This window comes from Streptosporangium sp. NPDC003464 (assembly GCF_053588315.1).
On the sequence record NZ_JBSFPS010000276.1, the window covers coordinates 1 to 13,199 of the forward strand.

General features: G+C 71.5%; 12 protein-coding genes. 6 read left to right on the forward strand and 6 right to left on the reverse strand.

Annotated features, from left to right (window positions below; genetic code table 11):
* Positions 1-109: 109 nt before the first annotated feature.
* Positions 110-697 carry a hypothetical protein gene (locus ACWDS7_RS39740; protein WP_451933470.1) on the reverse strand — a complete coding sequence of 196 codons (588 nt, stop codon included), beginning with the start codon at positions 695-697 and terminating at the stop codon, positions 110-112.
* A gap of 211 nt (positions 698-908) precedes the next feature.
* On the opposite strand from ACWDS7_RS39740, the gene ACWDS7_RS39745 reads away from it, so the two are divergent.
* A complete protein-coding gene (locus tag ACWDS7_RS39745) occupies positions 909-1,565 on the forward strand; it encodes a response regulator transcription factor (RefSeq protein WP_306861031.1) in 657 nt (218 codons plus the stop codon).
* 2 nt (positions 1,566-1,567) lie between these two features.
* The gene (locus ACWDS7_RS39750; protein ID WP_451933471.1) at positions 1,568-2,818 is read left to right on the forward strand and encodes a sensor histidine kinase; all 1,251 of its coding nucleotides are present in this window, start codon (positions 1,568-1,570) and stop codon (positions 2,816-2,818) included.
* A gap of 19 nt (positions 2,819-2,837) precedes the next feature.
* On the opposite strand, the gene ACWDS7_RS39755 is transcribed toward ACWDS7_RS39750, so the two are convergent.
* The 5 genes from ACWDS7_RS39755 to ACWDS7_RS39775 form a co-directional block, all read right to left on the reverse strand.
* Positions 2,838-4,037, reverse strand: coding sequence for an acyltransferase family protein (locus ACWDS7_RS39755; RefSeq protein WP_451933472.1), 1,200 nt, complete (start codon positions 4,035-4,037; stop codon positions 2,838-2,840).
* Between the two features lie 124 nt (positions 4,038-4,161).
* Entirely contained in the window at positions 4,162-5,061 is a 900-nt protein-coding gene (locus tag ACWDS7_RS39760; RefSeq protein ID WP_451933473.1) for a dienelactone hydrolase family protein, read from the reverse strand.
* Positions 5,062-5,287: 226 nt separating this feature from the next.
* Positions 5,288-6,385 (reverse strand): LacI family DNA-binding transcriptional regulator, encoded by a 1,098-nt coding sequence (locus tag ACWDS7_RS39765; protein WP_306861038.1) that lies wholly within the window; start codon positions 6,383-6,385, stop codon positions 5,288-5,290.
* Positions 6,386-6,397: 12 nt separating this feature from the next.
* The gene (locus tag ACWDS7_RS39770) at positions 6,398-7,309 is read right to left on the reverse strand and encodes a PfkB family carbohydrate kinase (RefSeq protein WP_451933474.1); all 912 of its coding nucleotides are present in this window, start codon (positions 7,307-7,309) and stop codon (positions 6,398-6,400) included.
* Positions 7,310-7,634: 325 nt separating this feature from the next.
* Positions 7,635-8,636: an SIS domain-containing protein gene (locus ACWDS7_RS39775; RefSeq protein WP_451933475.1), complete on the reverse strand. Its 1,002-nt coding sequence runs from the start codon at positions 8,634-8,636 to the stop codon at positions 7,635-7,637.
* Positions 8,637-8,965: 329 nt separating this feature from the next.
* On the opposite strand from ACWDS7_RS39775, the gene ACWDS7_RS39780 reads away from it, so the two are divergent.
* From ACWDS7_RS39780 to ACWDS7_RS39795, 4 genes are all read left to right on the forward strand, one after another.
* Complete coding sequence (locus ACWDS7_RS39780) at positions 8,966-10,285, forward strand: ABC transporter substrate-binding protein (RefSeq protein ID WP_451933476.1); 1,320 nt, start codon at positions 8,966-8,968, stop codon at positions 10,283-10,285.
* A 27-nt stretch (positions 10,286-10,312) separates the two neighbouring features.
* Positions 10,313-11,200 carry a carbohydrate ABC transporter permease gene (locus ACWDS7_RS39785; RefSeq protein ID WP_306861044.1) on the forward strand — a complete coding sequence of 296 codons (888 nt, stop codon included), beginning with the start codon at positions 10,313-10,315 and terminating at the stop codon, positions 11,198-11,200.
* Complete coding sequence (locus ACWDS7_RS39790) at positions 11,194-12,030, forward strand: carbohydrate ABC transporter permease (protein WP_451933477.1); 837 nt, start codon at positions 11,194-11,196, stop codon at positions 12,028-12,030. The genes ACWDS7_RS39785 and ACWDS7_RS39790 overlap by 7 nt, the downstream gene beginning before the upstream one ends.
* A 321-nt stretch (positions 12,031-12,351) precedes the next feature.
* Positions 12,352-12,948: an RNA polymerase sigma factor gene (locus ACWDS7_RS39795; protein WP_451933478.1), complete on the forward strand. Its 597-nt coding sequence runs from the start codon at positions 12,352-12,354 to the stop codon at positions 12,946-12,948.
* The last annotated feature ends 251 nt before the right edge of the window (positions 12,949-13,199 follow it).

The window sequence follows — 13,199 nt, forward strand, 5'->3', positions numbered from 1 at the left end:
GTCGCGACGGCGATCCGCCTGCCACGGCGCCCGCGCCGGCGCGGGCGCGCCTCCCCCGCGGCCGCCCGGCCCGGCCGGTCCTCCGGATTCTCCACGGCGGCTTCACCCGTCACTGGTCCGCTCCGCCGCCCGAACCACCCGGACCACCCGAACCGCCCGGACCGCCCGGACCGCCCGGACCGCCGCTGAAGATGCTCTCGCACTGCTTCTGGGCCTGGGGGAAGTCCGGGTCCTCACCGATCTCTCTGTCGATCCTGATCCCGCGCTGGCCCGCCGGCGGGTCGGCGAACTTCTCCACGCCGTTCTCACGCATGCACGCGGCGAACTTGCGGCCTCTCTCCTCCATCTCGGGGTCGGCCTGCGCGGAGCCGTCCGCCTGCGGGTTGTACTGCCGGCAGGCCTCCATGGCCTTGTCCATGGTCGCCTTGTCGACGTCCTTGCCCACCTTGAGCATGATGCCCTTGCCCGGCACCGGGTCCTCCATGTCGATGCCGTTCTCACGCATGCACTGCGCGAACTTCACCCCCATCTCGTCCCGGTCCAGGTCCGTGGCGGCGGCGGCGCCGCTGTCGCCTTTCTTCGCACCGCCGGCCGAGGCCACCTTGCCGCCGCCGTCGTCGGCCGAGCCGCATCCGGTCAGGGGCAGGGTCAGCGCCAGCAGCAGTGCCGCCAGCGTGTCGCGGGTCCGTGGTCGCATCGCGTCGTCTCCTCCGTCCGTGGCCGGACCGCTTCCGGCCCGACGGGAGGTGATACAACGCGACACCGTGTTTCCCCGGCGTTTCCGCCCTCACCGGAAACGATCACTAACGGCGAGGAAACACCCCGATCGGCGACCATTGCCCGGGGACCACCCCGCGCCGATCCGCGGGGCGGCCCCGCCCATGGAGCCATGGAGAGGGGGACGGCAGATGCGGGTGCTGGTGGTGGAGGACGAGCCGCTGCTCGCCGGGGCGATCGCGGAGTGGCTGCGGGAGGAGGTCCACGCGGTCGACGTGGCGTACGACGGCGCGGCGGCGCTGGAGCGGGCGGGCGTCAACGACTACGACGTGGTCGTCCTCGACCGGGACCTGCCCGCCGTACACGGCGACGAGGTCTGCCGCGAGCTGGTCGAGGCCGGGTCGGCGGCGCGGGTGCTGATGCTCACCGCCGCCGCCGAGGTCACCGACCGCGTGAGCGGCCTGTCGCTCGGCGCCGACGACTATCTCACCAAGCCCTTCGCCTTCCCCGAGCTGGCCGCCCGCGTCCAGGCGCTGGGGCGGCGCTCGCGCCCGGCCGCGCCGCCGGTGCTGCGCCGCGCGGGCATCACCCTGGACCCGGCACGCCGCGAGGTGTTCCGCGACGGCCGCTACGTGCCGCTGTCGAAGAAGGAGTTCGCCGTCCTCGCCGAGCTACTGCGCGCCGACGGGGCCGTGGTCCCCACCGAGCGCCTGCTGGAGAAGGCGTGGGACGAGCACGCCGACCCGTTCACCGGAGCCGTCCGGCTCGCCGTCCTCAAGCTGCGCCGCAAGCTCGGCGCCCCGCCGGTCGTCGAGACCGTCACGGGAGTGGGATACCGGATCCCGTGAACGTGCCGAGGCTGTTGCCGCACCGCATCACCCTGCGGGCCCGGCTGACCCTGCTCTACGGCGGCCTGTTCATCGTCGCCGGGCTGGTGCTGCTCGGCACCACGTACGCGCTGTTCAACCAGCAGCTCACCCGCTCGGGGCTGAAGCTCATCACCCGTGAGGCGCCTGCCGGCATCTCCCTTCCGGCCGGCGCGCCGCCGAGGGACCAGACGTACGCCCTCGGTGACGACGGCAACATACTCACCGGGGCCGACGCCGAGAGCTGGATGAGGAAGCAGCAGGACACCCTGCACGAGGCCGCGACCACCTCGCTGCTCACCCTGGGCGGGATCGTCTTCGTCATCGTCGGCGGCGCCGCGACCGGCTTCGGCTGGCTGGTCGCCGGCCGGGTGCTGGCCCCGCTGCACCGGGTCACCGACACCGCCCGGCGGATCGCCGCGGCCCCGGCGGCCGGCCGGGGACTGCACGAGCGCATCGCGCTGCGCGGCCCGGACGACGAGGTCAAGGATCTCGCCGACACCTTCGACATCATGGTCGAGCGGCTCGACGGGTCCTTCGACGGGCAGCGCCGCTTCGTCGCCAACGCCTCCCACGAGCTGCGCACCCCGCTGACCGTGGGCCGTGCGCTGGTCGAGCTGGCCATGCACCGCCGGTCGGCCTCCGAGGACGTCAAACAGCTGGGCGAGAGCCTGCTGGAGATCAACTCCCGGCACGAGCGGCTGATCGCCGGGCTGCTGCTGCTGGCCGGGTCGGAGAACGAGATCACCGAGCGGCTCCCGGTCGACCTGGCCGACGTGGTCGGTCATGTGGTCGCGCAGACCGCCCCGGAGGCGGAGCGGGCCGGGGTCACCGTGCACGAGCGGGCGGGCGAGGCGCTCACCTCCGGTGACGCGCTCCTGCTGGAGAGGCTGGTGCACAACCTGGTGGAGAACGGCGTCCGGCACAACACCGGCGGCGGCTGGGTGCGCGTCGCCAGCCGTACCCGGGACGACGGCCGGGTCGAGGTGGAGGTGGGCAACACCGGGCCGGTGGTGCCGCCGTACGAGATCCCGGCGCTCTTCGAGCCGTTCCGCCGGCTGGGCGCCGACCGCCTGGTCACCGCCAAGGGCGCCGGACTCGGCCTGTCCATCGCGCGCTCCGTCGCCCAAGCCCACGGCGGCGAGGTCACCGCCCGCCCGCGCGACGGCGGTGGCCTGACGGTGACCGTCACCCTGCCCGCCTGCCCCGACGAGGCCCCGGCGGGATGGGCGTGAGACGGCCAGGTGGCCGCCCTCACCCGGAGGTCCCGTCCGGCGCGGACTCCCGCACGGCGGACCCCGGCGCGGGCTTCGCCGCGGCGGACCCCGGCGCGGGCTCCCGCGCGGGAGACCTGGCCAGCCGCCTGCCGAGGCGCTGGGCGGGGGCCTCGATCAGGCGGTGGGTCAGGTAGCCGAGCGGCACCAGGATGAGGAAGTACAGCGGAAGGCTGGGACTCACCCGCAGCAGGAGCGGGTGCAGCAGGTAGAGGGAGAAGCTGATCACCCCGAGGTGGGCGAGCCCGCGCGGGAACGGCCTGTGCCGCAGCGCGAACGCCGCCGCGAAGAAACCGGCGGCCAGCAGGATCGCCGGCGCCCAGCCGGGGTCGTCCTTGGCGAAGACCCCGCAGGCCAGGACCGTCAGCACGGCGGCGACGGCGGTGCGCCACCGGACCGTCCCCTGCTCGGCGCGGTACACGGCCGTGCCGGCGAACATCGTGGCCAGGATGATCAACCCCTGCCACGCCCCGATCCGGCTGCCCAGGATCACCAGCGCCAGGCCGAGGAGGCCGCCCGCCACCGCGGCGGCCGCGCGCACCCCGCCGCGCGCCCACGCCGACACGGCGATGACCACGACGACCGCGACGCCGAGGAGCGCGGCGGCCAGGTCGGCGCGGCCGCCGATCACCGGGCCCGGCGCCAGGAGGCCGAGGAGCACGGCCAGCAGCGCCAGGACGACCGCGGTCGTGGCCGACCGGTGCGCCTGCCGTACGGTGAACAGCCCGGCCGCCAGCAGGTAGAACGCCATCTCGTAGGAGAGCGTCCACATCACGTTGATGACGGCGGGCACGCCGAGCAGCTCCTGCAGCATCGTCACGTTCCCGAGCACGGCCAGGGGCAGGGGACGCAGGCCCAGACCGGGATGGAGGGCGAACACGCCGACGTACGCGAGCAGGAGCGCCAGGCCGAGCGCGGCCAGCAGCAGGGGGAGGAGGCGGAAGGCCCGGCCGATCCAGAAGGCCCGCAGGTCACCGCGCCGCTCCAGGGAGGCGGGGATGATATAGCCGCTGACCAGGAAGAACACGAAGACGCCCCAGGTGCCGACGTCGATCCTGCGGTCCACCTCGGCCCAGATGCCGGGGATGAAGGTCCAGGCGGAATGGTGCAGCGCGACGGCCAGCGCGGCGGGTCCGCGCAGGGCGTCCAGCCAGGCCAGCCGGGAGGGAGTCGGGGCCATTCGCCCGACTTTAGGGGATGCGCACCGGTCCCCGGACCTCACCTCGCCTGCGACACCGCCGGCGCCGTCGGCCGTGTGGAGCGCGGCCGGCGACCGCGCCGCCGTCGAGAGTCCTCAGCGGGTCTCAGGCCAGATAGCGGCCGTACCAGTCGAGGACACGCCGGTATGCCTGGGCGGCGGCCGCGGCGTTGTACCGCTGGCCGGTGTCGTTGAAGAAGGCGTGGTCGACGCCGGGGAAGGTGACGATCTCATACTTCAGACCCGCCTTTCTCAGCCCGGCCTCCGCTCTGGCGCGGGTGGCGTTGACGCGGTCGTCCTGCCCGGCGTAGATCCCGAGGACGGCGGCCCTGGCACCGGTGAAGTCGGCGTTCTCCGGCAGCGGGCCGTAGAACGGAACGGCCGCCGCCAGGCGCGGCTCGTCCGAGGAGAGCAGCAGCCAGACCATGCCTCCGCCGAAGCAGAAGCCGACGGCGCCGAGCTTCCTGCCGGGGGCGCGCCGCTCCAGCTCGTCCAGGGCGGCCTTCATGTCCGCGGCGAAACGGTCCTCCGGGACGCGGCCCAGGGCCGCGATGGCCTGCGCCGGGTCGCCTAAGGACGCGGTCCCGCCCTCCCGGGAGAGCAGGTCGGGGGCGAGCGAGGAGTAACCACTGGCCGCCAGGCGCCCGGCCACCGATCTGATGTGGTCGTTGAGCCCGCGGTTCTCGTGGATGACCAGCACCACGCCCCGTGGGTCCGCAGCCGCCGCCCAGGCGCCCTGGAGAGTGACCCCCGCCTCGGGCCCCGGAAAGGTGATCGCCTCGGTGGCCAGCGGGGAGGGACCGGCGGGAGAGGCGGGGGCCGATGACGTGGCGACGGCGGTCGCGGCGCTCTCCCGGCCGGCTCCGCAGGCCGCGAGCAGGGCGCTGGCCGCGGGCAGCGCCAGCCCCAGAAGGGTCAGGCGGCGCAGCGCCTCGCGACGCGGGATGAGTCCGTCGGCGTGGTCGACCGCGACCTCTTCCGCGAGATATCGGTGGAAGGGTGTCATCACTCCACGGTAGGAAGCGGCGATGAAAGGCAGGGCAAACCCGAGTGCCGTCCGTGCTTCCGAGACCCGCCGGCGGCCGGGGCCGCCTGCCGCCCGGAACGGTGTCAGCGCACGTCAGCCCCGGCTTCAGCGCGGCGAGGAATGACCTGGCACGCGCCGGACGGGGTCCGAAGGACCGCCCGCCGTCTCACACGCCGGGTGATGGGGCGAAGGACCACCCGCCGTCTCACGCGCCGGGCGGTGGGGCGACCGAGGAGCGCACAACGAGGCGTGAGCGGAGCGTGTGCATCTCGCGGCGGGGCTCGGCCCCCTCGAAGGTGTCGAGGAGCACCTCCGCCGCCTTCGCGCCGAGCTGGTGCACGGGTTGTTCGATCATCGTCAGGGGCGGCTCCATGACCGCCGCCCACGAGCTGTCGTCGAAACCGATCAGCGCGATGTCGCGCGGGCAGGAGAGCCCCGCCGCCCGCAGGGCGCGCAGGGCTCCCGTCACCGCGTCGGTCTCGGTGCAGAACACCGCGGTCATCCGGTCGGGGAGGGCGAGCATGCGGGCGACCTCCTGGGTCGCCCGCTCCTCGGTCTTGCGTCCGACCATCACCAGCTCGGGATCGAAGGGGATGCGCGCGTCGTCGAGCGCGTCGAGATATCCGCGCAGCCGCTCTCCGTCGGTCCACAGGTTGCGGGACGCCTCCGTCAGCAGTCCGCGCCGGGTCGCGGGCGCCTCCGCCGCGGGCGGCCCCCACACGAACCCGACGCGGCGGTGCCCGGCCGCGATGAGCATCTCGACCGCTTCCCGCGCCGCGTCGCGGTTGTCGATGACGACCGCGTCGAGATCGAGCGACGCGATCGCGCGGTCGACGAGCACGACGGGGATGCCCCGGTCCATCGCCGCCCTGATGTGCGCGACCTCGCCGCGGTCGACCGCGGCCGAGGCGATGATGACGCCGTCGACGCGCTTGTCGATGAGCACGTTCGTCGCCGCGACCTCCTCGTCGAGATCCTCGTACGTGCTCAGCACGATCGTGTCGAAGCCCCGGGCACGGGAGGTGTCGGAGATGCCGCGCACCACGCCGGCGAAGAAGGGGTTGCCGATGTCGGCGACGATCACCCCCAGGGTGTGGCTCACCCCCGTCGACATGCTGCGGGCCAGCGCGTTCGTGCGGTAGCCGAGCTTCGCGGCCGCCGCGAGCACCCGCTCCCGCAGCTCCGGACTGACGTACCCATACCCGCCGAGCGTGCGGGCCGCGGTCGCGCGGCCGACACCGGCCTCGGCGGCCACCTCGGAGATCGTCGGCCGCCCCGCCGCCTGGCCCCGGTCAGCTGGCATGGATCGCGTCCCTCATTTCTCGCGTTCGGAGGCTCGCCACATGCTAGCCACGGCCGGCCGCCCGGCGGGTCGGCCGTGGCCGAACGCGCCCTCGACGAAGCACTGCCCGTAGGCCGCCTCCGCGCCCTCGTGCAGAGCACGCTCGATCATGTGATGCCCCGGCGGGCTGTCGGCGGACCAGCCGCCGCGCAGCAGCGAGACCACGAACCCGGCGAGGAAGGCGTCACCGCAGCCCATCGTGTCGATGATCTCCTGCGGGTCCTCCACCCGGCGCGCCGGGGTCGTGACGGTGACGCGGCCGTCGTGGGCGATCGCTCCGTCCACACCACGGGTGGCGAGCGCGAGCCGCGCGCCCCGCCGTACGGCCTCCCCCAGGAGCGCGCGCGTGGCGGTCGCGTCGAGGTGGGAGCAGGACAGCAGCACCAGGTCGGCGTGCGGGCAGACGCGGTCGAGGTAGGAGGGGGTGCGGAACTCCTCCTCGCTGGAGAGGTCGAAGCTCACCAGCGTGTCGAGCGCGGCGAGCTTCGGCAGTTCGCCCTCGCTGCCGGAGTACACGCTCGAATGCACCAGATCGAAGGACGACACGTACCCGAGCAGCCCGACGTCGAGCACGAGCGGCTCCCGCACCGTGACCCCGCCGCCGTTCCAGCCGAGGAAGACGCGGTCGCCGTCGTCGACGCGCAGAGTGGAGACGCCGCTCTCCCCGGCCCGCACGGCACAGCGGTCGACGGCGACCCCCTGGGCGGCGATCGACTCCCTCAGGAAGCGGCCGAGGTCGTCGTCGCCGAAGACCCCCAGGTAGCCGGCTCCGAGACCGAGGCGGCGGGCGTAGACGGCGACGTTCACGCTGTTGCCGCCCGGGTAGTCGACGCCGCGGTCGACGAACCGGTCGACGATGTTGTCGCCGAAGCCGAGGACTCTCATAGGTTTCTCCTGTGCGCAGGCCCGTGGTTTCTCCTGGGCGCGGGGCGCCACGGAGCGGGGGCCGGGGAGGGCGCGCGGGCGCCGGGCGTGGCACACCGGCGTACGCGGACGGTCGATCTGTGGCATGCGTGACAGCATCGCTACACGCGGACGGCCGATCTGTGGCATGCGTGACAGCATCGCTACACGCGGACGGCCGATCTGTGGCATGCGTGACGGCGCCGCCGTACGCGGGCGGCCGCTTGCGGCACGTGCGAGGGGTGGCCGCCGGAGGCCGCACGTGGGGCGCCCCCGCCCGGGCGACCGTCCGGGCGGGGGCCGGGACTCAGTAGTCCATGACGCGGTAGTAGCGGCGCAGGTCGAGCGAGTGGTCGCGCACCCTCTCAAGGTGCTTGCTGACGCGGCCCATCACGGTGTCGAGCACGAGCGGCGCGAGGAGGCCGCGGAACTCCGGGCTGATCCCCTTGAGCGGGTAGTCGCGCGTGTCGAAGACGGTGACGTCCTTCGAGACGCGCCTGGCGAAGGCCTCGGCGCGGTCGGTGAGGGGGCGCGTCTCGTCCTCACCCTGGAAGACGATCACACTCGTGTCCTCTTCGAGCAGTTCGAGGGAGCCGTGGAAGAACTCGGCGCTGTGCACCCTGGTGGTGCGCAGCCACTGCATCTCCTCAAGGATGCACATGGAGTACAGGTAGGTGAACCCCCACAGGTTCCCGCCGCCGATGAGGAAGTGGTAGTCGGTGTCCTTGTGGGCCTCGGCGAAGGCGGCCGCCGCGGGCTCGGCCTGCTCGGCCACCTCGACGAGGATCCGCGGGAGGTCGGCGGCCTCGTCGGCGAATTTCTCGTAGCCGTCGAACTCGCCCCTCCGCCAGAGCAGCCGGCCCATGAAGAGCAGTAGCTGCGGGTCGAAGGGCCAGGTCTTCGGCTCCGTGATGAGCGCGGCGTCGACGTTCTGGGCGATGGGCGAGTCGGGGTAGCCGGTGAAGCCGATCGTGTAGGCGCCCTTGGACCTGCAGTAGTCGATGGCGCGGATGCTGTCGTCGGTGGTGCCCGAGACCGAGGTGAAGACCGCCACCGAGCGTCCGCCGAGGGCCGCGTCGCCCGAGACGAGCAGCTCCGCCGCGATCGCGGCGCGCACGTCGAGGGTGGAGCCGCGCCGGGCGAGGTGCTCGTACGGCCACATCTGGGCGTAGGTGCCGCCGGCACCGATGAGGAAGAGGTTGTCGAACCCCTCGTCCACGAGCCGATCGACGAGCTCCTCGATCTGGGGGCGCAATGCCACCGCGCTCGCCATCTGCGAGAGGAATTCCGGCTCGTTGAATCCGAGCATCTTCGCGTCCTTTCGGGAATGCTTGCGGCCGGCGCCGCCCTGCGGCCTGATACCGGTATCACGCGGGGATCACGCTGGCACAGGAAGCGTGATCCCGTCAACACCGCAGCCGACGACGGCCGGTCAACACGCTCTGACTTGGTTTTATGTAACAGGACAGCGTCATGTCCGGGCACGGAAAATAAGATCTTGATTTCAGGTCTGGTACCGGTATCAGTTCATCTGTACAGTCAGCCGACACCAAGCGGTTCGTGTCGGAGAAACCCCCACGGCGGATCTGAGGTGCCACAGCACCGGCGGTCCCCTCTCCCCCGAGAGAAAGGAAGCCCATGCGCCCTCGCGCACTGACGACGTTCGCGGCACTCGCCGGGGCCCCGGTGCTCGCCCTCGCCGGCTGTTCCGGCGGGACGGCGGCCGCCCCCGCGGCCGACGTCACCGCCGGAGTGGAGTTCTCCGGAACTCTGAGCATCCTCACCAAGTTCGCCGGCGACCCCCTCAGCCCCTACTTCGAAGGTCTGGCCGCCGACTACGAGCGGATGCACCCCGGGGTGAAGGTCGAGCTCATCCAGGAGACCGACCAGAGCATCAAGGACAAGACCAAGACCCTGACCGCCTCGGACGCCCTCCCCGACATCTACTTCACCTGGACCGGCAACTGGGCGGAGAACTTCGTACGCGGTGGCCGCGCGGCCGACCTCACCAAGGTGATCGGCCCCGACACCCCGTGGGGGAAGACCTTCAGCAAGGCGTCGCTGTCCGCCTTCGCCTACGACGGCAAGTACTACGGGATCCCCCTCTACAACAACGGCAAGTTCATGGGCTACAACAAGGCCGCGTTCGCCAAGGCCGGGGTCAAGGCGCCCACCACCTTCGAGGAGCTCATCGGCAGCTGCACCGCGCTGCGCAAGGCGGGGTACGAGCCCGTCGCCTTCGGCAACAAGGACGGCTGGCCCGCCCTGCACTACCTGCAGCAGCTGTCGGCCTACAACGTGCCGGGCGCCACCCTCCAGGCCGACTTCCACCCCGCGACGGCCAAGCTCGACCACCCCGGCTACCTCACCGCGCTCAAGCAGTTCAAGACCCTCGTCGACGAGTGCACCGACACCGGCAGCGGCACCAACGGCGTGCTCTACACCTCGGCGCAGGAGGCGTTCGCCAGCGGCAAGGCGGCGATGTACTACCAGGAGGTCCTCGAATTCGACAACGCGACCGCCGGCCGGGGACTCACCGCCGAGAACTTCGGCATCTTCCCGCTGCCGGTCCCCACGGCCGCCGGCGGCGACCCCAAGGTGATCGAGGGGGCGCCCGAGGGATACCTCGTCAACGCCAGGTCGCCGCGCGCGGCGCTCGCCGTCGACTTCATGAAGTTCGCCACGGGCCTGGAGAACGCCAAGAAGCTCTCCGCGCCGCCGTACGGCCAGCCCAGCACGGTCATCGGCGCCGTCACGCCCGAGACGTCGAGCAAGGCCGTGTTCGAGGGCATCGAGGCGGTCAACCGCGCGCCGCAGCTGGCCAGCTGGCTCGACATGGTGACGGTGCCCGAGGTCGCCGACGCCTGGCTGGCCGGTGGGGAGGCCCTCATCAGCGGTGGCACGACCCCCGAGAAGGTGCTCGAAAGCGTGCGCCGGGCCTCGGCATCGGCCAAGTAGCCCGCGCGGCCGAAGGAGAGCATGCCGGTGCGCACCATCTTTCACAGGGCACTCGGGCTCGCGTGGGTGATCCCCGCACTCGCGCTGGTCGGGGTGTTCGTCTACCTGCCGCTCGTGCAGAACTTCGGGTTCAGCACGCTCAAGTGGGACATCTACAGCGGGAGCCAGGAATACATCGGGCTTGAGAACTACCGCAAGCTCCTCGACGACCCGGTCTTCTGGTCGTCGTTCGGCAACAACCTGCTGTACGCGGTGGTCTCGATCGTGTTCCAGGTGTTCGGCGCGCTCCTGCTCGCCGCGCTCATCGAGAGCATCCGCAGCGAGCGGTGGCGGCGCGGTCTCCGGGCGGTCTACTTCATCCCTTCGGCGATCTCGCTGACCGTCGCGGGCCTGCTCTTCTACTTCATCTACGAGCCCAACCTGGGCCTGCTCAACCACGCGCTCGAAGCGGTGGGGCTCGGGCAGTTCGGCCAGTCATGGCTGGGCCAGGAGAGCACCGCGATGTTCGCGATCATCGCGATGAGCCAGTGGCAGGGCTTCGGCTACTCCACCCTGCTGTTCGCCGTCGCGATCCAGCGCATCCCCTCGGAGATCTACGGCGCGGCGGCCATCGACGGCACCGGACCGGTCCGCCGCTTCGTCCATGTGACGCTCCCCCTGGTGCGCGAGATGACCGGGCTCATGACGATGGTCACCATCTCGGGCGCGTTCCAGGTGTTCAACGAGGTCATGGTGATGACCAGCGGCGGGCCCGACAACTCGACCCAGGTGCTGGGGACCTGGCTGTACCGCAGCGGTTTCGTACGCAACAACTTCGGCTACGCCGCCGCGATCGCGACAGTGCTCTTCGTGATCACGCTCGGCGTCGCCATGGCGCAGCTGTGGGTCACCCGCAGGAGAAGGGTGGAATGGTGAGTCGCCTGGGCTTTCTCGGCGTGATCGCGCGCCTGTTCATGTGGGCCTTCCTCCTCGGCCTCACGGTGGTCGTGCTCTACCCGCTGCTGTGGATGGCGCTCAACGGGTTCAAGACCAACGCCGAGCTCTTCGGCAACCCCTTCGCCCTCCCCGTCGACTGGAGTTTCGACAACTACCGCAAGGCGTGGAACCGCGGGGTGAGCGACTATCTCACCACCAGCGTGCTCGTCACCGTGACGTCGACGGTCGCCACCGTGTTCGTCAGCGCCTGGGCCGCCTACGGCCTCACCCGCGTGAACATCCCGCTCAACAAGGTGATCACCGCGGTGATCCTCGGCGGGCTCATGCTCGCCCCCACCGTGGCGCTCGTGCCCCTGGTGAAGATGTTCCAGGCGATGGGCCTGTACAACAGCTTCTGGGCGCTGCTCATCCTGTACACGGCCTTCCGCGTCCCCTTCACCACCTTCCTCATCCGCGCCTACATGCTCGATCTCCCCCGCGAGGTCGACGAGGCCGCCGATGTGGACGGCGCCGGCCGCTGGACGGCGTTCTGGCGGATCATCCTGCCCATGTGCAAGCCGATCATCACCTCGACGGTCCTGCTGCACATCCTCTTCGCCTGGAACGAATACCTCTTCGCGATGGTCTTCACCAGCGGCAGCGGCGTGCAGACCCTCCCGGTGGGCCTGACGAGCCTGATGAGCAAGCACGGCACCGAGTTCCCCGTCGTCTTCGCCGGCATGGTGATCGCGGCCGTCCCGGTGGTGGCGCTGTTCTTCTTCGGCCAGCGCTACATCGTCAAGGGCCTGGCCGACGGGATCGGGAAGTGACGGCGGCGCAGCGCGTACGGCGGGCAGCCCGATGACCCGCTCCACCGGCGGCCGGCCCGCGGGACGCCCGGCATAGCGCGGCGGGAGGCCGCCGTACGGCGATCGCCCTCCGGGGCGCGCCGGCCGCCTCCCCTGCCGCACGGCCCACCTGGCGTGGACCACCTCGGAGACCGAGGTGGTCCACGCCGTTTCCATGACCGGGCGTCGCTCTGACAGGGCGGCGCCCTCTGCAGGTTTCAGGACATCTCACGAAAAAGGCGTGAAGGCGGATCGGCCCTCCGGCGGAATAGAGGTATAACCCACAGAAGGGACACCATGCGAATGGCCGCTCCCCCGGACGTGCCGGTAAGACTCGATGACGCCGCACTCATCGAGCAGTCGTGGCACCGCCCGGACGTGTTCGCGGTGCTCTACGACCGTTACTTCGGCGAGATCCACCGCTATGCCGCCGGACGGCTCGGCACGCAGATCGCCGACGATCTCGCCGCCGAGACCTTCCTGGTCGCGTTCCGCAAACGGCAGAGCTTCGACCCCGCCCGCGGCGCCGTGCGGCCCTGGCTCTACGGGATCGCCACCAACCTTCTCGCGCAGTACCGCAGGAGCGAGACGCGCAGGCTGGAGGCTTTCCAGCGGGCACCCGCGGACGACGTGGCGGACGGCGGGCACGAGGACAGAGTGACGGCGCGGGTCGCCGCCGCGGGCGCACAGGGGCGGCTCGCGACGGCGCTCGGACGGCTCCCGGACGGCGACCGCGACGTGCTGCTCCTCGTCGCACTCGCCGAGCTCAGCTACGAGGAGGTCGCGCAGACCCTCGACATCCCCTTCGGCACCGTCGGATCCCGGCTCAACCGAGTACGCAGGAAGCTCCGCGCCGCCCTCGGCGGCGTCAACCCCATGATCGGAGGATCCGATGGATGAGCTGAACGACCGGGTGGACGCCGCCCATCCGGCGGATCAGAGCGACCTGGCCGCGGTCCGCGACCTTCTCGCCGAGCCGGAGCCCTCGCCCGAAGCGCTCGCGGCGGGCCGGGCCCGGCTCCTGGCGGCACTGTCCTCACCGCAGGCCCAGCCGACCGGCGGGGGGCGACGACCTTGCCCCGGGTGTAGAAGTGCACGCCCTCGGTCCCGTGCACGTGGGTGTCACCGAACAGCGAGGCCTTCCAGCCGCC